This is a genomic window from Oculatella sp. LEGE 06141, assembly GCF_015207605.1.
Lineage (GTDB): Bacteria > Cyanobacteriota > Cyanobacteriia > Elainellales > Elainellaceae > Oculatella.
Genome location: NZ_JADEWO010000022.1, coordinates 69,575 through 91,488, shown reverse-complemented (window position 1 = coordinate 91,488; position 21,914 = coordinate 69,575). Strand labels below are relative to the sequence as shown.

The following is a 21,914-nucleotide window of genomic DNA, read 5'->3' as shown; positions in this document are numbered from 1 at the left end:
GTTTGGTAATTAATGCATCGTCACGGTAGCTTTAGCGTGGCGTGGCCTCTGCATGGCTCGATGGCTTAGTCCTCGCTGAACAAAAGCTGATAACGATAGTTGCTACCGGCGGCGCTATCAAAGTCCCCAACCCATATATAGTAGGTTCCGGCCATCCAGGAGCCAGAAATTTCGGGCAGGACTCCGTTAACATCATCCGAGCAGTAGGTGCCGTCAGGGCCAGTAATCAAAAGCGTTACATCGCCTTCTGCTTCAACCGAAGCGCGTAGATAAGAGAAAGGTTGGCTGACGGTCAAGATATGATCGGGCGAGTTTTCCAGATCGACAAACATCTCTGGCGTGCTGCTTCCTCCAGTTGAACGGGTATCGCAAACAACGGTTCGGGAGCCACCAGATACGCCAGAGCCAACAGCACGGGCGGGTTGAAACCCTGGAGATAAGGTAAAGGAGGCATAATCCTGGGCATCGGCTTGAACGGTGGTAGAAACGATCGCGGCTCCACAGATGCAGGCTGTAATGGCGATCGCGGCGTTTCGCAGAGTTTGTATAGCTGAGGTCATTTTTTCAACCATCACGAACATTTTTTCCGTGATAACACAGGAAAAATATCAATTGTGTCAATTGCTACTATTCATTGGTGAAGATATGAACAATGAAATAGGAGTATTGCTTTATAGCCTTACCAGTTCAGCCGTCGCTCCATGACTCAGCAAGGGCGAGCGGTGCTACATTCCGCTCGGAATTCGCCCCCCAGTCCTCAATTCTGAGAACCGTCCTACTCGTCAAGAACCGCCATTTTGGGGGAGATCAGAGCCATGACCGCTCAACGATTCGTCCGTCTACTTAGCGATGTCGAATTGTGAATGCTTCGGTTTGGTGGGAAATGGGCTGCTCTTTGGCAGGACTGCAAACAAAAAAGGCTAGACAGTCGATGCTGTCTAGCCTTTGTCGTATAAGTTACTCAGTGAACCAAGTATAGCGCAGCAACCGTAAAATTACGGTAAAGATTTGTCGGTAGTTGGCGCTTGTTTGGTGTTCTTTTCGTCTTGATGTCGGTCGTTTTGCCAAAGGCCACTGTGGAATGTACTGAGGATGATCATTGGTGTTGGCGCGCGATCGCTGGTGGGAATGCCGCTCCACCTTGTCTGCCATCATCCCGCTGTAGCCAATCGAGCAGTCTCGATCGTTGCGCCTAGCTCAGATGGTTGTTTGAACCGGATCAAATGTCTCTGCAAGGGCGTAGCATTCGGTAGATATCCCTTGAAAAGAGCAACATTTCTGCCCGTTGCTTGCTTACCACTGGGTATGCTGTGTCACTACAAAGGATCGGGCTACAAACCAGACGTTTCCAACCTTTTCTGACGCTGAGAACGACAAGGTAAAAATGGTATTCTAAACTACTAGCCATCCAGGGAATCCAGCTTTGGCAGGTCGTTCAACGCACTTGGACGCTTCACGTTGCTCACAGTCAACCGTTGAAACATAATCACCCTAATGCTGAACCTCAGCCGAACACTGAAGCAACTGACCGTTGTAAGCCGTGCCGTTCAAGCGGTGTCGGTGTGGATACATCCCTTAGACAACCCACCCAACCTGAACCAGACCGCCAGCCCAGTTTTTAAGGCAGGCTATTCCACGCTTGAGCCACTACATCGCTTAACCACCGTCGCGATTGCCAATCGAGCAATCGATCGTCTGCTAATACCTCAGCCGTTAGTTCTTCGAGCGATCGTCCCTGTGCCCGCGCCAAGCTCACCACTCCGGCGATCGCGGTTACGATCAGCTCCTCGCTCACGGGCTGCTCTCGCAGCGCAACAATTTCTTGGGGACTTGCCGGAATAGGATAATGCATAGCTTGCTAAAGGAGGATAGACGCTTTCAACTTAAATATGAGAAGCTTGTAAAGTTTTTTAAGAATGTAATGTATCTGGAGTCTAGCGTACTCTTTGCGCTTGTCAACCTGTCTTTATCAATAAACTGCTGGAGTTAACATTCTGAGATGAAAGAAATCCTTTATATAGAGGTTCCGCATCCAGACACAGTCGCCGTCAAAGCATGGTTGCAACAGTGTTTTAAGCCCCAATTAGGCAAAAAGCATAACACTTCTGATGGATTTCGGTTACAGTTTCCCAAATCTACAAGCCAAACGGCTGAAATTTCAGACGCAACTGGTGAATTGCTAGACGAACTTTCTGTCTTTGTTTGGTCGGTGCAGCGGACGACTTACTTAAAGGCATTCCGTTGGGCAGAACAACCTGTTCCGCAAGAGCATCAACTTCTGGCTCAGTTAACTCTAGCTTTGAGGACACAGTTTCCGCCAAACTATCCAGCCCCTCCAGCCATTGACTTGACCCAACAGTCTATTTTTGCAGCGTTAGCCGAGCGGTATCCCAAAACTGTGGCATCGTTTCGCAAGATGCCCAATGGCGAGTACGACCTGACGCGGGTTTACTGGTGGGAACAACGTTGGCGGGAAGGGGTACAGAATCCAAAGCAGCCCAAGCAAATCATTTTTAAAGATGACAACCAACAGGACAAAGGGTTAGCCAATGCGGCCAGTCTTGCTTGCAATTATGATTTGATTTACATCGGAGGGGCACTGGGTGTGATCCATGCGGCAGTAATGGCGCGGTTGGGTTACCGGGTGCTGCTGCTTGAACGACTGCCCTTTGGCCGCATGAACCGCGAGTGGAACATCTCGCGTGCAGAGTTCCAGAGTTTAATTGATTTAGGATTGTTTACCCCTGCCGAGTTCGAAAGCCTCATTGCTCAGGAGTACATCGACGGCTTTCACAAGTTTTTTGACTCCAATAATCCGCCCCAGGCTAAAGCCCCAGTGTTGCACACGCCAACCGTGCTGAATGTGGCCATAGACGCTGAAAAGCTGCTGCGGCTCTGCGGTGACAAGTTGCTGGCCGCAGGGGGCGCGATTTGGGACGAAACCGAATTTAGTCGAGCCGATGTGGCAGCCGAGCAGGTGACGATACAGGCCCAACATCTGCCAACTCAGAGCGATCGCGTTGCCAGCGGACGGTTGCTGGTGGATGCGATGGGTACCGCTTCGCCGATCGCCTGGCAGCTCAACGGTGGACGTGCCTTTGATAGCGTTTGCCCAACGGTGGGAGCCGTGATTGGTGGCGGATTTGAAGCGGGCGTATGGGATTCGCGCTATGGCGATGTGCTGAACAGCCACGGCGATATTTCCAGGGGGCGACAGTTGATCTGGGAACTGTTCCCTGGCAGGGATGGCGAACTAACGATTTATTTGTTCCATTACCATCAGGCTCATCCCGACAACCCCGGTTCTTTGCTGGAGATGTACGAAGACTTTTTCACCATCTTGCCGGAATATCGCCGCTGCACAATAGACAAGCTGACGTGGCAAAAGCCGACCTTTGGCTATATTCCAGGGCATTTTAGCGTGGGTAGCCGCGATCGCCATGTGGCTTTCGATCGGCTCATTGCTATTGGGGATGCAGCGTCGCTCCAGTCGCCGCTGGTCTTTACCGGATTTGGTTCATTGGTGCGAAACCTATCGCGCCTCACCGAATTGCTAGACACTGCCCTGCGGCACGATTTACTCCAGGCGCATCACCTCAACCAGATTCGAGCATACCAGAGCAACGTTGCGGTAACGTGGCTGTTTTCCAAAGGAATGATGGTGCCCACTGGAAAAGTGTTGGCACCGCAACGTATTAACTCAATGCTAAACACGTTTTTTGGCATTTTGGCTAGCGAATCCCCAGAAGTGGCCGATCGCTTCATTAAAGATCGAGCGGGATGGGTGGCGTTTAACCGCATGGCAATTAAAGCCGCCTGGAACAATCCGGCGTTGTTGGTGTGGATCTGGGAACTGGCAGGTGGAAAAGACATTTTGCGCTGGACGCTGAGCTACCTCAATTTCACGCTGGGTACCCTGCTGGGCTGGCTGTTTCAGTGGATGCCCAATCTCGCTCGTGTGGTGCAACCGTGGTTAGAACCGCGATATCCGGCTATATGGCTGTGGTTGTTGGCGCAGTGCTATGCGCTGACCTATAGCGTGGGGCATCCCGAACGGATGCATCCGGTGGTGCAGCCGGGGCGATCGCCCCGCTCGGTATCGGTGCCCCCCCTGTCAGCGTCGTTGCCAGAGCCTCATCCCACTTCTGCCAAGTCAGATTCGTAGAGAATCTTGAACGCATACCCACAGTACAAAAGGTCGGGTTGTAAGATCCAAAATTAGTAGCAAGATGATTTTGTGCTTTTAGACACACCTAAGTTTGTCGGGGATTTAGACGATGGGACGGTGGTAATTGAATACTGAACGTCACACTGAACGTCCTAGCGCTCTTTCAGTCTGAGTATGAGCCGCCTTGACATCGCCCCTACCCATTAAATCCTTTAGTCTAAACGGATGTTCTTCAGCTTCTACGGTGGGTAGCAAGGGGAAATTCATGCGGGTTCTACCCTTGGGTTGGCGCAGCCTTTTCGAAGGGTAGGGAAATCACTATGAACCTCACCACCTCTACACCATCCCTGGTCACACGGCATTCAAACAACGGGAGAAACAACCCATGTGGCATCGTTTTGTTACGGCACTTCTTATTAGTTTATTAACCCTGACATCAGCGCTTTTACCCGCTGCTCCAGCCCATGCAGATGACTGTACGTTAACTGCGATCGTCTGGGAGGGATATACCGATTCATCCTTTGCAGAACAGTTTGAAAACCAGACAGGATGCATGGTTAAAGCCACCTATGCTGGTTCCAGCGACGAGATGTTTGCAAAATTTCGAGCGGGACGTGGGCGTACCTACGACCTGATCTCTGCCTCTGGCGATATTACCGAGCGGCTCTACAAAGCAGGATTGGTGCGTCCCATTGATACCAGCAAGCTAACTAACTACGACACCATCTTTGAGTCTTTCAAAGGCGGCAAATGGAACACCTTTGACGGCAAGCCCTATGGTGTCACCTTTGCCTGGGGACCCAATGTGTTGGTTTACAACAGTGAGCAGGTCAGCACGCCTCCTACCTCCTGGGATGTGCTGTTTGATCCGGAGTATGCAGGACAAATCACCATTCCCGATGATGACGATCGCCGATGTGGCGCTGTGGTTGGGCAAAGATGACCCCTATAACCTGACCGACAGTGACCTGGCAGAGGTTAAAGAAAAACTGCTAGAACTGCGTCCCCACATTCGCAAATTTTGGACGACCGCTGGTGAACTGGCGAACCTATTCCAGTCGGGTGAAGTTGTTTTGGCCCACGCATGGCCGCTCACCTACACTCAATTGAGCGAAGCAGAATTCCCCGTTGGTTCGGTTAGCCCCAGGGGTAAGTTGACGGGCTGGACCGATTCCTGGATGATTTCCAAAAACTCCCGCAATGCCGATGCTGCTTACCAGTGGATTGACTACATCTTGAGTGGAGACGGGCAAAAAGGAGTGATGGATGTTACGGGCTACTCTGGCGCTACAACGCTAGGGGCAGAGGCGATCGGCTCTGACCGTGCCAAGGAACTCTACATGGATGATTTGTCGCTCCATTCTCAGATCAACATGTGGCAGAGCGTCAAGAACTACGACCAGTGGGTTGAACTCTGGAACGAAATTCGCAGTTAATGGCTGCACACCACGGCGAGTTACTGATTAGGGTGGGGTAAGGGAGCGATCGCCCCCTTACCCTTCCTCTCTACCCATTCCGTGTATCAGGTTTGGCAATGTCTTCATTATCGTCATCGTTGACCAAGCGCCGTAGCCGTTTTCCCGTGGGGCTATATGCTTCTCTGTTGCCGCCGCTAGTTTGGATGACGTTGCTGTATTTTGTGCCGATCGCCCTTCTGGTGTCCTACAGCGTGTGGCGACTGGAAGCGTTTGATATTGTGCAGGAATTTACCCTCAAGAACTTTCAAACGATTGTGTTCAGTTCTGCCTATCGCACTGTCATTGTCAGAACTATTGGAACGGCACTGGGCGTTACCCTGATTGATGTGGCGATCGCCCTTCCCCTGGGGTATTTCATCACCAGGTATGGAGGGCGCTACCGCCCGCTGTTGACGATTTTAGTGATTCTGCCGCTGTGGTCGAGCTATCTGGTTCGCGTCTTTGCCTGGAAAATTATCCTTGGCTACAACGGCGTTCTCAACACGGCATTGCTATCGCTTGGTGTGCTGCAACAGCCCAGCCAAATCTTTTTGTACAACCAGTTTTCAACCACCTTAACGTTTGTCCATATCTGGCTACCGTTCATGATTTTGCCTGTGATCACGGCCTTTGAGCGGTTGCCCAAAGACTTGATAGAGGCATCTGCCGACCTAAATGCGCCTCCCTGGACAACCTTTCGCCGGGTGATGTTGCCGCTAGTGACTCCAGGCATTTTGGCAGGTTCAATTAATGTCTTTTCATTGACAATGGGCGACTTCATTACCCCCAGCCTGGTGGGTAGCCCCAGCGGTATTATGCTGGGCAATGTAATTTCGTCTCAATTTGGCGTGTCGTACAATTGGCCGCTGGGAGCTGCGTTTTCGTTGGTTGTCATGCTGATTGTGTTTTCGGGATTGGCGATCGTGGTGCGGCAAGGGGCGTTGGAAAATCTATGACCATCAGCCCTTCTGTTGAAAAGTCGCTGCATCCTGCATCGGGCAATGCCTTACCCCGGCAGCAAGCGAAACCCTGGTTGCTGGCAAGTTGGACTCTATTGGTCTACGGCTTTCTCTACCTGCCGATCGCCGTTCTGGTGTTAATGAGTTTCAACGACTCCACCATTTTGTCGCTGCCGTTCAAAGGCATAACGCTGAACTGGTACAGCATGAGTTTGGGCGATCGCGCCATTCGGCTGGCACTCATTAATTCGGTCAAAGTTGCAGCAATGGCGACTCTTCTGGCTACCCTGTTTGGCTTGCTGGCCGCCTTTGCCATTTATCGTTACCGCTTTTTCGGTAAAGAGACCTTTCGCATCGCCCTCAACCTCCCTATCTTGCTGCCAGGGATTGTAACAGGAGTGGCTATGCTGGCCTACTTCTCCGATTTGGGACTGGATCTATCCCTATGGACTGTGATTTTAGGACATGCCGTGTTTGGGTTGCCGGTCGCTCTTGGCCCCATTCTGACGCGGTTATCGCAGTTTCCGCGTAGCCTGGAAGAAGCCGCCTATGATTTGGGAGCCAATCCAGGCCAGGTTTTTACTGGAGTCATTTTTCCTTACATTCGCAGTGCCGTGATTGCCGGAGCGCTGCTCGCCTTTACGCTGTCCTTTGATGAAGTCGTGGTCACCATCTTTTTGACCGGACGAGAAAACACTTTACCGATGGAAATTTGGGGTCGATTGCGAACCAACATCACTCCCGAAATTGCAGCAGTAGCCACGCTGGTTTTATTGATCAGTACGGCGATCGTGCTATTTAGCCAGTGGCTCACCAGCCGCGAGGCCACTTAAGTCGAGCGGCAAAGGGTCAAGTTTGAACCCTTATTAAAGCGAGTTTTTGCGATAACGGATAGGGATATCAACCTGCACCACATCGCACCCAATCCCTCACATTACGCAGGATAGGAGGAAACGATTTTTGGGCACTTCCGCAGGGTCGCACAGCAATAGCCTGGTTTATTTGGAGTCCGTTAGCAAAATCTATCCCACCACGGCCGGTGAATTTTATGCGGTTCAAAATGTAACGCTTGAGGTGAAGCCAGGTGAATTTTTCTCGCTGCTAGGATCGAGCGGTTCGGGCAAAACCACCACCCTACGACTCATTGGCGGCTTTGAAATACCAGAGTACGGCCAGGTTTTCATTGGTGGGGAAGATGTTACCGAACATCCGCCCTATCGTCGGGATGTGCATACCGTGTTTCAAAGCTACGCGCTGTTTCCCCATCTTACGGTGGCCGAAAACATTGCCTATCCGCTGCGGATTGCAGGGCTTTCTCGCTCAAACATTGCTCCGCGAGTGCAAGAGGCGCTGCGGATGTTTCGCATTCCCGAGTTGGGCGATCGCCGTCCTTCGCAGCTTTCTGGCGGCCAGCAGCAGCGGGTCGCGCTGGCGCGTGCCTTAATTAGCCGTCCTAAAGTATTATTGCTGGATGAACCGCTGTCGGCACTGGATGCCAAAATTCGAGAAGAGGTGCGGCAAGAGTTGCGAGAGTTGCAGCGGCAAACCAATTTGACGTTTATTTACGTGACTCACGATCAAGAAGAAGCATTAGCGCTGTCCGATCGCATTGCTGTCATGCACCAGGGGCGAGTCGAGCAAATTGGCACACCAGAAGATATCTACACTCGTCCCGAATCGCTGTTTGTGGCGCAATTTATTGGTAAAGCCAATTTCCTGACGGGGCAAGTGATGCAGCTCGATGCAGAAATGGCGATCGTCATGGTTAATGGCATCGCGGTTAAAGCTGTGGCTCCTAAACAGGTACCATCGCCGGGAGACTGGGTAACGCTGATGATTCGTCCTGAACGGCTGCAAGTTGGTCAGTCGGTTAAAGCAGACAACCAGGTGACAGGCAAAACTGCTAGTGTTACCTATATCGGTCAACGGATTGAGTCAAACGTGGATACCTCACTCGGTCAATTAACCGTCACCCAGTTGGGAGGGTCAGCAACGATGGGACAGGAAGATGTCACACTAACGTGGACAGCCCACGATTGCATTGTGATTCCGTCCCCGCCTTCGTCGCCAGTTTCATCCGTTTAGCTGAGTCATTGCTTATTCAGGATGTCTGACGTTTCACCAAGAGAGACACCATTTAGCCAATCGATCGCCCTAGGACGGATTGTGAATCGACCTGAATTTGATTTTCTTGAACTCTCCAACGTGCTGTAAGCAGGTATGGTTCAAGCATTGCTCAGACCGTCACCGCATCATCAAATTTGCAACTTTTGAATGAGGTTGATATGGAAACCATTGAAAAACTGACCCATTATCCGATGGTCATTGGAGATCAACTTGTCTCCTCTGGTAACGAAGATTTGGTTGATCCGGCAACAGGGGAGGTGTTTGCCACTGTGGCCTTGGGCACAACGGAAGAAGTCGATCGCGCTGTTACCATTGCCAGAGAGGCTCAAGTTGCCTGGGGTAAGCTCTCCTATGGAGAACGCAGCCTTGCCCTGCTCAAGTTTGCAGATGCGCTAGAAGCCAAAAGCGAAGAACTGGCTCGTTTGGAGAGCCAGAACACTGGGAAACCGTTGAAATTAAGTCTGGGTGGCGATATTCCGTTTGCGATCGACAATTTACGCTACTTTGCCTCAGCAGTACGGCGGCAAGAGGGCACAGCCGCAGGAGAATATTTGGGCGGCTATACCAGCATGGTTCGGCGTGAACCCATTGGCGTGGTAGGCGCGATCACCCCCTGGAACTATCCCTTCATGATGGCTATTTGGAAGCTGGGGCCTGCGTTAGCGGCTGGGAATGCCGTAGTGATTAAACCGGCTCCTAACACCCCTCTCACCACCATTGAACTGGCAAAAGTTGCGCTGGAGTCTGGCCTGCCTGCTGGCTTAATCAACGTAGTAACCGGGGGAGCCGAAGTGGGTGAAGCCATTTGCACCCATCCCGGTATTCGCATGGTCAGCTTTACGGGTAGCACTCGCACAGGGAAGCGCATCGCAGAACTGGCTAGCCCGCTGGTTAAACGGGTAACGCTAGAGTTGGGCGGCAAGGCTCCGTTCATCGTGTTTGCGGATGCGGATATTGAAGCGGCAGCACGGGGTGCGGTTCCAGCCGCTTACATGAATACCGGACAAGACTGTACTGCCGCTACTCGGATTTATGTGCAGAACGAGGTGTTCGAGCAATTCCTCGATCGCTTCGTTGAACTGACGAAAAAAGTGCGCGTAGGCAACCCCTTTGATGATGCAACTGATATTGGGCCGCTGGTCAGTGAAACACAGCGTCTCAAAGTCAAAGGATGTGTAGATGAAGCGCGGCAGCAGGGCATAAGGGTGGCTACAGGGGGCGAAGTGCCAGATGGCCCTGGCTTCTTTTACACTCCAACTATCCTGGTTGATGCGCCTCAATCGGCAAATTGCGTCCAGGAAGAAATTTTTGGCCCCGTGATTGTCGTTAATCGATTTTCGGATGAAGCCGAAGCGCTGCAACTGGCAAACGATATTCCCTATGGTTTGGCGGGTAGCGTCTGGACGCTCAACGTCCAGCGAGCGCTGCGAATGTCAGCGGCGATGGAGTGCGGCACCGTTTGGGTGAACGATCATTTACCCATTGCCAGCGAAATGCCCCACGGCGGCTTTAAGCAGAGCGGCATTGGCAAAGATATGTCGCACTATGCTCTGGAGGAATACACGATCGTCAAGCATGTGATTATGGACATCTCTGGCGATCAAAAGAAAGCGTGGCACTCTGTTGTTCTGGATGACTAGTGTTCTAGACGATTAATAAGTGTTGCTGACGTCTTGAGCGGTAGCAAAGCATTCAGACAATGGAGAGCTGAATGCTTTGCTTCCAGGGCTAAGGAGCCGATGGATAGTGGATTGTTTTAATTACAGCGAGTTAACCGTGTTAATTGCAGCACAACTCGATCGATCGCCCCAACCAGAGCCTCTCCTGGCTGATCAGATTGATTCGCCATAATGCTAAAGGCCAGGGTGCCATAATCGCGATTATCGACGTAGCCAGAAAGCGCCCGAACCCCAGAAAGGGTACCCGTTTTAGCATGAACCACACCCTGAGCTGGAGTGTTGCGAAAGCGATTCCTTAATGTGCCGTTGACACCAGCAACGGGTAAAGAACCGTAAAATACATCACTGCCCTGTGCCGATCGCATGGCTTTTAGCGTAGAAATAAAGGCCGTTGGCGAGGCTTGATTTTGCCGAGACAATCCGGAACCATCTACCTGGCGATAGCTGTTAGGGTCAACACCCAGCAAGGTTAACGATTCCCTCACAGCACGTGGCCCTCCCAAACGCTGAAGCAAACCATCGGCATAACCGTTATTACTATCTAAGTTGGTGATGCGAATCCAGTTGCCCAGGGAAGTGGAACCAATGACCGATAAGGTATCAAACCGTTGGAGCGCAGCGGCAGTGGTTAACAGCTTGACATTAGATGCAGGAATAAAAAGGGTATTGGCACTACGGCTGTAGAGGGTTTGATTAGACGACATATCTTCTACCAAAACGCCCCATCGACCTCTAGCAAAGGCAGGACTCTCAACAATGCTGTTAAGAGCTGGCGCTAACAGATCGGGACAAATACCGTCCGTTCGCCGTTCCGGTGGTGGAACGTAGATTTGAACAGGCGCAACCTCCGGAGTGGGGGGCATTGTTGAGGTGGCGCGTGCTTCTTTAGATACCAGCGGCATACCCACCATCACAATGGCTGCTGTCGCTGTAGTCAGCGTTTTAAGGCAATGCTGAATATATTTCATGCAACTCGAATACTTGTGGGAGCGATGGTTTCAGAGATGGACTCTGGTAGAGAACCCTGAGTTCCTAGAAATGTAAAAAATGTATACAGATGGTAAGGTCATTCACGAAACCTAGAGCATCCTATCAGGGTGAGATTCTAATCACACTTTTGTAAAGATTTTGCAGACCACAGAAACCGGGGCGACACGCTAGAGTTGGGAAAGGTGATCTGAAGTTAGATCATCCCCTTAGCAGCGGCAAATCAGCAGCGACAAACTAGCAGCGACAAAGCGGAGTTCAGGTATGACCAATTCGTCAGGAAAGTTTGCGGATCAGGCTTTTTGGGAAAAGCTGAAAGATTTTGCAGTACATGCAGGTAAGGAAGTCGTTGAAAAAGCGCTAACCCTATACTTTGCGGCTCAACGACCCGAAACACCCCTGTGGGCGAAGACGGTGATTTATTCAGCGCTAGTGTATTTTGTTCTGCCTACGGATGCCATACCTGATTTAACTCCTTTTGTGGGCTATGCCGATGACTTGGGCACCTTGGCGGCAGCGTTGGGTGCCGTTGCGATGTGCATTACGCCTGAAGTTAAGCAAATGGCAAAGCAAAAAGTGTCTGATTGGTTTACTGACAACGACCCGGTTGATACCGCCGCGAGTTCACAATCGGCTAATCCCAGAGTAATTCCAATCGACTAAGATTCACGCATTTTACTCAGGCCCGGTTTGTCTGGTGGATGACGGTTTTTCCCTTCGTCCACCGTTCCGTGTCTGGAGACTATCTGAAACGTTTCAACACTGCATTTTCCCCTGAATCTCCAACCCAGGGCTGCGACATCCGTACTGAGCCGAATGGCGACTTCCGCTCCAGACCTGGGTTCATCTCTTTTGTGCGATGCAGGGAGGGTGTCCCGCTTGCCAGCAACCAATAGCGCTCAGGTGCGATCGCTGCGTTGAAGCCGTTGCAAAATGGACTCCACTTCCGATCGCGCCATACCGGCACGAATCCGAGGATGATAGAGCATTTGTAGGAGGGTTTTATCTAGCGTTGAGTATTGCGTTACCTCCGTCCACCCCTGATAAAAAATGCTGTCTGCATAGCGGTAGGAATCTTGCATCAATCCTAACGATTGGGTCAGTTCTTCTCGAATCAGGTGGTTTCGTTCTTGCTGCGTAATGCCCTGGGTTGCAATCAAAATTCTGGCACGGTTTAACACATTGTCCTGGTTCCACCATGTCCAAAAAAAGCCCATGTTAGTGGGTACGTAATTCGGTTCGTACCGACGGAAGCTTGATTCAGGGGTGAAATAAATCTCCATGTTTGGGTTGGTATTGACCAGGCGTAACCGAGTGGTGCTGCCAATTAAGTCATTTACTTCAGCTATTACCGTTTGCAGGGTGGCTAAGTCGGCTGGAGTCGGCGAACCAAAGTACTGAACGCGGATTTCGTCCTCCCAACGGCGGACAGCGGATGATGCCCCACCCCATTCGGCTCCCATTGCAACTTCAAGAAAGTAGTCAATTTCTTCTGGTGCAAAGATGGCTGGACGCAGCAAAGAGGGTGCCGCTAAAGTCGTCTCTGAAGTGGGCGAGACAGACGACGGTGCAACCTGAACAAAAGCGCTGTGAACCCAGCCTTGCATTCTAGAAGCGTCAAACTGCACCTGATACCATTGGCTACCATCATCTCCTACTGTTTGGTTCAAAATGGTTACGTGATCACCCACTACCCCATAGGAATGAGCGATCGCCTGGGTAGAAGGGGCTGTACGAATGTTGATGCGACTCGTGGCGTTTCTAGCGGTCAACATTCCAGGTTGAGCCAGAGCCGGAAGACTGATGCAAATTGAAGCGATTGTCAACGGAACCGCAGTAAAGAGGCGCGTAAGATTCATAGAAATGCAAGTGGCTAAGAGGAATAGGCACCAGAACCTTGTAAGGAGACTTCAGGTTGAGTTCCCCTCTTTCCTGAGCGGTTGGCACAATCAGGACAGGATGCTAGCTTCTAATGGGTTGGCTCTTAATGGGTTAGTAGCACTGCCAGCCAATTAGCGGCCTCCAGGCGATCGGGCTACAAATTGCACCTCTCAAACCTCTCACTCTTGCTATAGCTGCTCTTTGCGGCGAACCAGGCTGAAATGCTGTGGATTTTGTAGCTTGCGATAGAGCGAAACTGGTAAGACGATGACCCAGAAAGCAGCACCCAGCAGGACAACGAACCAGGATGCTATGTCTGTTTTGGGGGTAGATTTGTCTAATAAAAAGGCAGAGAGATAGATGCTAAAGATAAGCAGTCCTACGAGCGAATAAACGCGAACCAAGAGTTCAAATGTGGTCATGCTGTCCTGGCAGATGGTTCTACGATTCAGCGGGTGGATACCTGACTAGCCGACATCATACAAAACAACTGTGCGTCGGTCATTCGTAGTTTTAACGAACTTGCTGAAACGACATCTAACGTCCGATAACGTCCGGCTCAAATGGAGTGCTTGCGACGGGGCGATCGTCCCAACCGAGACGAGATGCCGATGGGTGCCAGTTAATGCACAATGAGGGCGTATTACGTCGATCGGTCGATCGTCTGTGTTCCCACCTGTGCGACCGCTCTACCTGCCCCTGATGAATTGCAGCGATCGCTCGTCTATGCCAAACTTGCTGCGAATCATGCCACTAATCTGCCCGATTTCTATCTGAAGAGTAGGTGCAGCGACGGCTAATTCCTATAAATTGTATCTATTACTACTAAACAACCGGGTGGCAGGATAGACCCTCGCTCACATCAGTCTTATCCAACCTTGTTGCCGTTTCAAACAGTTCTACCATTCCCATTTGAGGTGGCGAATTCATGAATGCTCAAGTCAGCTCAACCGAAGCGGCTGGAAACTCTGCTCCAGCCGAATCTGGTACTCAAAAACCTTCAGGGCAGCTAGTAATTATTGGGGGAGCCGAAGATAAAGAAGGAGAATGCTTCATCCTTCGAGAGTTTTTACGACGAGCAGGAGGGCTGCAAGCCCGTATTGCCGTTATAACAGCGGCAACCAGTTTGCCTGGAGAAGTGGGTTCAACCTACATTAGAGTCTTCGAAAGACTCGGTGCTGAAAGGGTTGATGTGGTAGATACAGCGAACCGAGACGATTCCAACGATGAGCGCTTCATTGAAGTGATTAATCAGGCGACTGGAATTTTCTTCACAGGGGGCGATCAAACCCGGATCACCGATCTGATCAAAGGTACCAAGTTGGATGAGGCTATGCATCAACGCTATGCCGACGGCTGTATCATTGCTGGAACCAGTGCTGGAGCGGCCATGATGCCTCGCACCATGATTATTGGTGGAGATTCGGAAACCAGCCCTCGGGTTGAAATCGTGGATATGGACCCTGGTATGGGTTTTCTACCAGGCGTTGTGATTGACCAACACTTCTCGCAGCGTGGCCGATTGGGACGACTCCTGGCCGCAGTGGCTCAAAAGCCTCACCTGTTAGGAATTGGTATCGACGAAAACACAGCGATCGCTGTCTCGGACGGCGAGTTTGAAGTGTTAGGCGAAGGAACCGTCACTATTGTTGATTTGGGCGAGGTTACCCACAGCAACTTGGAGCATATTTTGCGAGATGAAGATCTGGCGCTCTGCAATGTCAAGCTACATATTCTGCCCCACGGTTATCGATTTGTATTGAAAGATCGCGTTCCAGTCGTTGAAAGTGCTGCTACTGTGTAGAGGAATCTGCTGAAACACTGAATACGAATCTGGCGTGAATACTGAGGTTTTGATCCAAACCTTTATTGCTGTTTTTGTGCTGGCCGATGCCATTGGCAATGCTCCTATTTTTCTGGTGCTAACCAAAGGCATGGATCCAGCACAGCGCGATCAGTCCATTGATCGGGCTGCGGTAGTGGCTACAGCCGTTTTGCTGGCCTTTGCCTTTGGCGGCCAGTCAATCTTGACGTACCTGCATATCAGCTTAGGGTCATTGCGAGTGGCAGGTGGTATCCTGCTGCTGCTCATTGCACTGGATATGCTGCGAGGTGAACTCGATCAGCCTGTGGTCGATCAAGAGCGAGATATTGCCATTACACCAATGGCGTTGCCGTTGCTGGCAGGGCCGGGAACGTTAACCACAGTGATGCTGCTCATGTCGGATTCACCCGATTCCCACATCAGCGTGGTTACGGGCATTGTTGCTGCAATGGTGGTTTCGTGGGCGATCGTGCGTCAGTCTTACCGAATATCGCAATGGATCGGTGAAGAAGGCGCAATCATTGCAACGAAGCTTCTAGGGTTTTTGTTGGCAGCACTGGCGGTCGAAATTGGCAGCGAAGGAATTCGTGAACTGTTTTTGATGGGCTAGGAGCCGGACGGTGTCGATCGCTGGCCGTAACAAATCAGGATTACTCCAGAGGACTGAGGTTTTTGCCCTGGGATCTATACACGGTCGTCTAGCTATTTGGCAGTTCTCAATCGAGTAAGCTACAGTCTCGCCAAGAGGGATGTGGGGTGTGGGGTTTAAGGCGTGGTGAATGCAAATGAAAATGGCTGTAACTACGCCTATTTGTGGTTGTCAAAAATCAGGTATATCGTGAATGGCATTGCACCCAAGCGGTATACATCGCCTGCTCTGCCTACTTTGCGGTTAAGCAGTATGCCAAAGAGGCTGGTATTGGTCAGGTTTGGCTGTATAGGGGAAACTCTGGAGCAACGGTTGACTTCAATGGTGAGGTTTTACCAAGCTATAACTTCTGTTAGAGGAATACTCATCGTTTTATAGTTACTCTGGACTGTGTTTGGAGGCGTTTTTGGCATACGGCTTTCATGAGGGTTCGCGCATTGCCATTACCTCTCTGCGTTGAAGCCAGCCAGTAAAGCTCCAAACCTGCGAACTGAATTAAATAATTAACTAACAGAGGCTCACCATGATAAATCTAATTTCTGGAACCATTGCCCGCATTAACTCCCAGCTTAAAGGAATTCAAGTCAGCCGATTTCTGGCTGTAGTGTTAACTGGCTTTTTGCTGCTGACCACCAACGTTGATTCGGGTCGCAACAACCAAACGTTAGGGAAAAAGCTTGATAACACATTGCATCAAATTGATTCCGAACGGCCCAAGACCACAGGAGAGTGGTACGACGAAGCCCGTCAAACAGAAGATTCCCTTGGCGATCGGGTTGGAAACATCGCAGAAGAATCCGCACAGGCCGTTAAAGAGTGGGGGGCACTATACCCCAATACTGCCAAGAGAAGCGGTCAAGCGTTAGAGGACAACGCGTCGCGTTAGGGTCATCAATCCTGCCGACTATCAAGTACCGTTGATGTTGGTTTAAGTTAAGGGTTGGTGTATGGTTTTGTCCCATCTAACGATTTCTTAGCACTTGATTTCACCTTCAGGTCTGCACAGTTTTGATACAGTGCAGACCTGAACTAATTAAAGGCAACTTGATGCTTCTTGATGGTCGCCCCTGTAGTCCCGTTACACCTCTATAGAACGTTGAGCGTCAAACAACCTTTTGATATTAACCGGGTCGTCGATCGCATCCGAGAAGCCGTTCGGCCCTTCCCTAAGGCCGCCATGTTTGCACTGGCTGAAGAAGGCTACATCTCCCCTTTTGAACAGCTTATTGCCTGTCTGCTGTCTATCCGCACCTACGATGAAACAAGCCTGGTTGTTGCTCGTCACCTGTTTACCCGGGCGCGTACACCAGCAGAAATGGTAGCACTAACGCCGTCTCAAATCGAAACGCTAATTCGAGGGTCTACCTATGCTGACCAAAAAGCAGGACAGATTTGGGCGATCGCCAATCGTATCATGTCAGATTACAACGGCGTTTTGCCTTGCGATGCCTCTGTTTTGCTTTCGTTTACAGGAGTTGGCCCCAAATGTACCAACTTAGCGCTGGGTATTGCCTGTGGTCAGCCCTGCATCAGTGTAGATATCCACGTTCATCGCGTTACAAACCGCTGGGGATATGTTGAAACCCGAACCCCTGAAAAGACATTAACGGCATTAGAAAAGACGTTGCCGCGCGACTATTGGATTGAAATTAACCAGCTACTTGTCCCCTTTGGTAAGCACATTTGTACAGGAAAATCGCCGCACTGTTCAACCTGTCCTGTTGTTGATATGTGCCAGCAGGTTGGAGTATCAGAACACCGTTAAAATATCAAATAAAGGTGCTCAACGGGATTCAACCTGCAAGCCAAAATAGGTCAATACAAGGTCAGTTGTACCATTGTTTACCACTTCATGGGTTTCCCCTGGCTCAACGGCAACACAGGTTCCCGCCTCAAGCCGATACTCCTCACAGTCAATGATCATGATGCCCTGCCCGGACTCTACAAAAAACACCTCACACATGTCCTGGTGGGCATGGGCATCTGCTACCTGGCCTGGAGCAAATCGGGCTTGAGAGAAGTTGGTGAGATGAGGTAAGTCGTTCGATCGCAACATTACTTTTTTCTGAATGGCCGGGTTATGAGACACCGATTCAGATGGGAGAGCGGCAAGGGATGTGAGTTTCATGCTTTTACAATAATGCGATCGCTACGTCAGGTCATTGGGTTAAAACCACAATCTATCCTAGAACCGTTGAGGAGACGGTAACTGCACGCTCCATTGGGCTGCTGTTGCTCCGCGCACGCGTACCTGGTCGGGATTGAGAGTGTAGCCAGGACTGAGTTCAATTACAATGCGGGTTGTTTGCACATCGGCTTGCCCCACCCGCACTTCCTGAACGGCTCCCCCAAACGACTGCCTCACGGTTGGCCGACCCAATGTGGTGCCGGGTAAATCAATGACAACGCGAGAGGGGTTTGCAATGAATTGCGCCCTCGGCTGCACTCCGCTATCGGTGAGAAACACCAGACGGTTTTCGTTGGTGTCGAAGCGCCAGAATTGCAGCGTAGCTGCTTCCACCGGCAGAGCCAGAAGCATGACACCAAACGTTGTTAACGCTCCAGTGAGCAAATTCAATTTTGACCCCATCCGATTCGCAGTCATTGGTTTTCCCGGTTGGAACACACTCATATGCAACCCACCTCAGCGCGGAACAAACAGTAGAAAGGGAGACATCAGCATCTCAGTAGTATAGGCGAGAGCTACAGCCAAAAGTTCCTATTCTTCTAATGCTGTTTCAATTAAGTTAATAATTTTTGGGTTCCCTTTTTCTTGCGCGATCGCCAGCACAGATCTGCTTTGAACGCTCTGTCTGGCATCTGCCCCACCTTCGAGCAGCGCCTTTACCATGTCCGGGTTCTCGGCTGCAACAGCCGTTGCAAGAGGGGTCATTCCGGCTGAATAGAGGTTAGGGTCTGCACCCTGCTCCAGCAGCAGTTGCACAACATCAAGATGACCTGCGGTAGCGGCATTCATCAAAGCGGTGTAGCCCTCATCAGCCTGAGTATTAACGTCTGCACCCCGATCGACCAGTAGACGAACGATATCTACATTGCCTTGATGTGCTGCCAGCATCAAAGGATAACCTTCATAAAAGCTGCCTGCGTTTGGGTTTGCGCCTGCGGCCAGAGCTAACTCTACCCCCTGCCGATTGCCAGCCTGCACTGCATCACGCAACCGCTGATTTTGCATCGGGTCTGTTTGAGCCAGTGGCGACGAGTCCGTTACGGCAGGCAGAGCGGGGGATACCTCTGCGGTAGGGGGTGAGGGCACACAGGCCACGACCACCAGACCGATCGCCAAACCAGAAAGCGGAGCAATATGTTTCTTCATGAATTTTTATTACAAAAACGGTTGGGCGGCTGATATCATCCTGCAAGGCAAAGACTACAATCTGGTCTTGACCGTCTCCGCCCAGAGCCTCTAGATTTCTGCACAGTGTGGATGGATCGGCCTGTTCGCCGCGTTGGGTTGGAGGTACAATTCTGATTATTCTTTAATAAAAAGTTGAAATTCTTCGATTGTTTTATTAAATTAGTCTCACTTTAGGTATATATCTTCAGGAAAAAGTGTATTACTTTTAGATACGCTACAAAATAGAGCAGTAGAGAAAGCCACAGAGAGTTTTAAAAATGGTTAAAGTGCCCGATCGCGTCAGCATGGATGAGTTATCGAATTGGCTAATTTACAAAGCTTTACAAGATCTTGAGACCGAGCGGAATCAAGAGCAAACCCCGAAAGACAAAACAAAAGACAAAAATTGAGTTTGTCTGGTGGAGTGGGCTTGATGTAGAGCCGATCGCCACTGGAGTTATTAGAACAGTCCTGGCTTGACGTGATGTAGAGCCTTGCTTTTAAGAAATGGGTGGAGGCGATCGCCTCCACCCATTTTTACAGGGTGTTTGAAACAGGACAGCCGCCATGCTGCCCCTCATATCCGTTCAAGTGACTTTTGTATTACAGCAGTTCTCAATCGAGTCAGCCGCAGTCTCGCCAAGATGGGTGTGGGGTTTAAGGCGTGGTGAATGCAAATGAAAATGGCTGTAAGTGACTTTTGTAAGGGCGTAGCGTTCGGCAGACAACCCTTGAAATAGACCCAGTGTTGCCCTGTGCTGACTTGCCGCACGGTATGCCACACTCAAGACCCCAACACATCGGGCTACAGACTGGACTTGGAATATCCTCTAAGGAACGATCGCTCCTTACAAAACGTTTCAGATGAGCGATCGCTCGTTTCGAGACATTGATAGAATTTTGTCATCGTTACCGCCCCGGAGGAACTATGCAAGCGATCGAGGTTACAGGAACCGTAGATGAAGCAGGTATGCTCTTTTTAGATCAACCGTTGCATGTGTCTGCTCCCGGTCGGGTACGAGTCATTGTGTTGTTTTCGGAGTCGGATGATTTGGCTCTTTCAACTGGAGCAGAGACAGGGCTTTTGACACCAGAGGCCGATACCATTCCCTACGCCTCAGATACGGCTCCACTCTGGGAACTGGCACCAGGAACACCTGTGCAAACTTCCGTGGAGGAAGGAACAAAGCTCCCCGATGCCTTACCCAATCAGACTAATCCCTACCTCTAACCGCATTGCTGAGTAAGGGTATGAATTTGTCGCAAGTCTGTCGGGGTTCAAACCTTCAAAGTCCCCAGTGGGCTAAACGACGACATCGAATCCCAGAATTGAGGAATCTAGAGGGCTATTAGAGACAAAACACCTGCGGGAGCCGAACTAATAGCGGGTTATTCCCAGCCCAACGGCGGTTCGATCAATGTTTCCTCTGCCTTGCCCACACTGGCACCCGATTTGTTGACGATTTGAACCGTGCTGGCATGTAACATGCCTTCTTCATCCGCTACCGCTTCAAATCTGACTCCGGTGCCCACATTGAGGCGATCGAAATCATCATGGAGAACGCTGTTGCGGTGGAAGTAGACATCCTCACCCTCCAGCGTTTTGATAAAGCCATAATCCTGTTCAGGAAACAGCTTGGTGACTAAAGCGGTCGTATCATGTCCGCCATCGTTGACCTGGCCTTTATCATATTCCTGCTGCTGTTTAGATAGATCTCTCAGTTGCCGCCATGCCTTATCAAAAGCATCGCGAACTACCACATCCAGTTCAGGATATTGGTTGCGATCGCCAGGACTGGGATTGCTTTCGGCGGCCAGTTCATGACCAGGGGGAACGGTAATGTCGAGCCGTACACGGTAGGGAGAACCACCTTTAGGGCGATCGTGGATCTTCTCAATGGCGATGTGACAACTGCTGATGTGATCGCAAACTCGCTCTAGTTTGGCAATCTTTTCATTGACTAAAGCATCGATCGCAGCGGTCTTATCAACACCTCGATAGGTAATTTCGGGCGGAACTTTCATAATAATGTCTCCAATAGTGGTGAGCGAGAAAACAGTATGAGTTAGTGCTTATTCGCTGCGTCGGTTTTGGTAATCTTCAGAGGATTTAGGTTCCAGTTCCCAACGGCGATCGTCTCGTTGCTCCAGCATTTCATTGATTCTCAGGTCAGTGTAATCGTCTATTTCTACACCAACAGCCGCCGCCAAATCCTCAACAATATCCTGATCGGGAGTGGCAACCGTGCCGCCTACTCCCTCTTCACCCACCGCGTTTGCGTCTTCGTAGTTAGCATCTACATCGCCACCTGTTAATACGGCGTCGGGAGCGTTTAGTAGATGTTCGCCACGGCGTGAAAACCGTCCGGCACGGTCGGCAGGCTTACCCTGAAGCCCGGTGCCATATGATTCAGTTACCTTCTGTGGACGGTTGTCTACGATTTCAGCATCATCGGCTGCATCGTATATACCGTCGTCATCGGCATCCAAATTATCATCCGTGTCGTCTGCTGCAACGGTATCGATCACAGCCTGGTCTAGCTCGACCTCCTCTAGACCTAATGCCGTTTCCATATCCTCTAATTCGTCTCCATCGGGAACTTCCTGCTCCAAATCGAGTTCGTTGTTTGTTCCTAAATCCGCTTGTGGTTCAATGGCTGCATCGTTTTCTTCGTTATCTGCTTGCTTGTTTCTGCGAACCATAATGCTCATTCCATTAATGACAGTCTCCCATACTTGCAAGGTAGCTAACTAAAGCTATATCAGACTCCTCACAGAGACAGACGCATTCTGTACCCTATGGAGTAAGCCCAACGGGTTGAACGTG

The 21,914-nt window shown here is 50.6% G+C and carries 26 protein-coding genes and 1 pseudogene; 16 read left to right on the top strand and 11 right to left on the bottom strand.

The window, feature by feature from the left end; translation table 11 throughout:
- Positions 1–65: 65 nt before the first annotated feature.
- Together IQ268_RS16180 and IQ268_RS16175 are read right to left on the bottom strand one after the other, a co-directional pair.
- On the bottom strand, positions 66–560 hold the full coding sequence (locus IQ268_RS16180) for a hypothetical protein (RefSeq protein WP_193881022.1): 495 nt from the start codon (positions 558–560) through the stop codon (positions 66–68).
- Positions 561–1,618: 1,058 nt separating this feature from the next.
- Positions 1,619–1,852: a hypothetical protein gene (locus tag IQ268_RS16175; RefSeq protein ID WP_193881017.1), complete on the bottom strand. Its 234-nt coding sequence runs from the start codon at positions 1,850–1,852 to the stop codon at positions 1,619–1,621.
- 147 nt (positions 1,853–1,999) lie between these two features.
- Here IQ268_RS16175 and IQ268_RS16170 point away from each other — a divergent pair, with 147 nt between their 5' ends.
- Positions 2,000–4,165 carry an NAD(P)/FAD-dependent oxidoreductase gene (locus tag IQ268_RS16170; protein WP_228035426.1) on the top strand — a complete coding sequence of 722 codons (2,166 nt, stop codon included), beginning with the start codon at positions 2,000–2,002 and terminating at the stop codon, positions 4,163–4,165.
- Between the two features lie 141 nt (positions 4,166–4,306).
- Here the strand turns inward: IQ268_RS16170 and IQ268_RS32950 are convergent, their stop codons facing one another.
- Positions 4,307–4,435 (bottom strand): hypothetical protein, encoded by a 129-nt coding sequence (locus IQ268_RS32950; RefSeq protein WP_255527207.1) that lies wholly within the window; start codon positions 4,433–4,435, stop codon positions 4,307–4,309.
- A gap of 118 nt (positions 4,436–4,553) precedes the next feature.
- Between IQ268_RS32950 and IQ268_RS32945 the strand changes: the two genes are divergently transcribed.
- The 6 genes from IQ268_RS32945 to IQ268_RS16140 all read left to right on the top strand — a co-directional run bounded on the left by IQ268_RS32945 (position 4,554) and on the right by IQ268_RS16140 (position 10,351).
- A complete protein-coding gene (locus IQ268_RS32945) occupies positions 4,554–5,111 on the top strand; it encodes an extracellular solute-binding protein (RefSeq protein WP_193881014.1) in 558 nt (185 codons plus the stop codon).
- Positions 5,044–5,604: an extracellular solute-binding protein gene (locus IQ268_RS32940; RefSeq protein ID WP_193881010.1), complete on the top strand. Its 561-nt coding sequence runs from the start codon at positions 5,044–5,046 to the stop codon at positions 5,602–5,604. The genes IQ268_RS32945 and IQ268_RS32940 overlap by 68 nt, the downstream gene beginning before the upstream one ends.
- A gap of 98 nt (positions 5,605–5,702) precedes the next feature.
- Positions 5,703–6,581 carry an ABC transporter permease gene (locus IQ268_RS16155; RefSeq protein WP_193881007.1) on the top strand — a complete coding sequence of 293 codons (879 nt, stop codon included), beginning with the start codon at positions 5,703–5,705 and terminating at the stop codon, positions 6,579–6,581.
- Complete coding sequence (locus IQ268_RS16150; protein ID WP_193881004.1) at positions 6,578–7,417, top strand: ABC transporter permease; 840 nt, start codon at positions 6,578–6,580, stop codon at positions 7,415–7,417. Before IQ268_RS16155 ends, IQ268_RS16150 begins: the two co-directional genes overlap by 4 nt.
- Positions 7,418–7,544: 127 nt before the next feature.
- Complete coding sequence (locus IQ268_RS16145) at positions 7,545–8,669, top strand: ABC transporter ATP-binding protein (protein ID WP_193881001.1); 1,125 nt, start codon at positions 7,545–7,547, stop codon at positions 8,667–8,669.
- A 200-nt stretch (positions 8,670–8,869) separates the two neighbouring features.
- Positions 8,870–10,351 carry an aminobutyraldehyde dehydrogenase gene (locus IQ268_RS16140; protein ID WP_193880999.1) on the top strand — a complete coding sequence of 494 codons (1,482 nt, stop codon included), beginning with the start codon at positions 8,870–8,872 and terminating at the stop codon, positions 10,349–10,351.
- A gap of 116 nt (positions 10,352–10,467) precedes the next feature.
- Here IQ268_RS16140 and IQ268_RS16135 read toward each other — a convergent pair whose 3' ends face one another.
- Positions 10,468–11,358 (bottom strand): D-alanyl-D-alanine carboxypeptidase, encoded by an 891-nt coding sequence (locus IQ268_RS16135; RefSeq protein WP_193880996.1) that lies wholly within the window; start codon positions 11,356–11,358, stop codon positions 10,468–10,470.
- A 283-nt stretch (positions 11,359–11,641) separates the two neighbouring features.
- Here IQ268_RS16135 and IQ268_RS16130 point away from each other — a divergent pair, with 283 nt between their 5' ends.
- The gene (locus tag IQ268_RS16130) at positions 11,642–12,040 is read left to right on the top strand and encodes a YkvA family protein (RefSeq protein WP_193880993.1); all 399 of its coding nucleotides are present in this window, start codon (positions 11,642–11,644) and stop codon (positions 12,038–12,040) included.
- A 236-nt stretch (positions 12,041–12,276) separates the two neighbouring features.
- Here the strand turns inward: IQ268_RS16130 and IQ268_RS16125 are convergent, their stop codons facing one another.
- Both IQ268_RS16125 and IQ268_RS16120 read right to left on the bottom strand, forming a co-directional pair.
- Entirely contained in the window at positions 12,277–13,236 is a 960-nt protein-coding gene (locus IQ268_RS16125; protein WP_193880991.1) for a DUF2927 domain-containing protein, read from the bottom strand.
- A gap of 210 nt (positions 13,237–13,446) precedes the next feature.
- Positions 13,447–13,680 carry a hypothetical protein gene (locus tag IQ268_RS16120; RefSeq protein WP_193880988.1) on the bottom strand — a complete coding sequence of 78 codons (234 nt, stop codon included), beginning with the start codon at positions 13,678–13,680 and terminating at the stop codon, positions 13,447–13,449.
- Between the two features lie 210 nt (positions 13,681–13,890).
- On the opposite strand from IQ268_RS16120, the gene IQ268_RS16115 reads away from it, so the two are divergent.
- The 6 genes from IQ268_RS16115 to nth all read left to right on the top strand — a co-directional run bounded on the left by IQ268_RS16115 (position 13,891) and on the right by nth (position 17,497).
- On the top strand, positions 13,891–14,058 hold the full coding sequence (locus IQ268_RS16115) for a hypothetical protein (RefSeq protein WP_193880985.1): 168 nt from the start codon (positions 13,891–13,893) through the stop codon (positions 14,056–14,058).
- 128 nt (positions 14,059–14,186) lie between these two features.
- A complete protein-coding gene (locus tag IQ268_RS16110) occupies positions 14,187–15,062 on the top strand; it encodes a cyanophycinase (RefSeq protein ID WP_193880983.1) in 876 nt (291 codons plus the stop codon).
- A gap of 34 nt (positions 15,063–15,096) precedes the next feature.
- Positions 15,097–15,693 carry a MarC family protein gene (locus IQ268_RS16105; RefSeq protein WP_193880980.1) on the top strand — a complete coding sequence of 199 codons (597 nt, stop codon included), beginning with the start codon at positions 15,097–15,099 and terminating at the stop codon, positions 15,691–15,693.
- A 203-nt stretch (positions 15,694–15,896) separates the two neighbouring features.
- A complete protein-coding gene (locus IQ268_RS16100) occupies positions 15,897–16,088 on the top strand; it encodes a hypothetical protein (protein WP_193880977.1) in 192 nt (63 codons plus the stop codon).
- A 167-nt stretch (positions 16,089–16,255) separates the two neighbouring features.
- Positions 16,256–16,618: a hypothetical protein gene (locus IQ268_RS16095; protein WP_193880974.1), complete on the top strand. Its 363-nt coding sequence runs from the start codon at positions 16,256–16,258 to the stop codon at positions 16,616–16,618.
- 210 nt (positions 16,619–16,828) lie between these two features.
- Positions 16,829–17,497 carry an endonuclease III gene (nth, locus tag IQ268_RS16090; protein WP_228035425.1) on the top strand — a complete coding sequence of 223 codons (669 nt, stop codon included), beginning with the start codon at positions 16,829–16,831 and terminating at the stop codon, positions 17,495–17,497.
- Positions 17,498–17,515: 18 nt separating this feature from the next.
- Here the strand turns inward: nth and IQ268_RS16085 are convergent, their stop codons facing one another.
- The 3 genes and pseudogenes from IQ268_RS16085 to IQ268_RS16075 form a co-directional block, all read right to left on the bottom strand.
- Entirely contained in the window at positions 17,516–17,860 is a 345-nt protein-coding gene (locus IQ268_RS16085) for a cupin domain-containing protein (protein ID WP_193880960.1), read from the bottom strand.
- Positions 17,861–17,923: 63 nt separating this feature from the next.
- Positions 17,924–18,271, bottom strand: a pseudogene (locus IQ268_RS16080) (AMIN domain-containing protein); the annotation flags it as partial.
- Between the two features lie 180 nt (positions 18,272–18,451).
- On the bottom strand, positions 18,452–19,066 hold the full coding sequence (locus tag IQ268_RS16075) for an ankyrin repeat domain-containing protein (protein WP_193880957.1): 615 nt from the start codon (positions 19,064–19,066) through the stop codon (positions 18,452–18,454).
- Positions 19,067–19,365: 299 nt separating this feature from the next.
- On the opposite strand from IQ268_RS16075, the gene IQ268_RS32935 reads away from it, so the two are divergent.
- Together IQ268_RS32935 and IQ268_RS16070 are read left to right on the top strand one after the other, a co-directional pair.
- Positions 19,366–19,497 (top strand): hypothetical protein, encoded by a 132-nt coding sequence (locus tag IQ268_RS32935; RefSeq protein WP_255527206.1) that lies wholly within the window; start codon positions 19,366–19,368, stop codon positions 19,495–19,497.
- A gap of 518 nt (positions 19,498–20,015) precedes the next feature.
- Positions 20,016–20,318, top strand: coding sequence for a hypothetical protein (locus tag IQ268_RS16070; protein ID WP_193880954.1), 303 nt, complete (start codon positions 20,016–20,018; stop codon positions 20,316–20,318).
- Between the two features lie 158 nt (positions 20,319–20,476).
- Here IQ268_RS16070 and IQ268_RS16065 read toward each other — a convergent pair whose 3' ends face one another.
- Positions 20,477–21,112, bottom strand: coding sequence for an HPF/RaiA family ribosome-associated protein (locus IQ268_RS16065; protein WP_193880951.1), 636 nt, complete (start codon positions 21,110–21,112; stop codon positions 20,477–20,479).
- Positions 21,113–21,160: 48 nt separating this feature from the next.
- Positions 21,161–21,790, bottom strand: coding sequence for a DUF6335 family protein (locus IQ268_RS32305; RefSeq protein ID WP_228035423.1), 630 nt, complete (start codon positions 21,788–21,790; stop codon positions 21,161–21,163).
- Positions 21,791–21,914 lie beyond the last annotated feature (124 nt).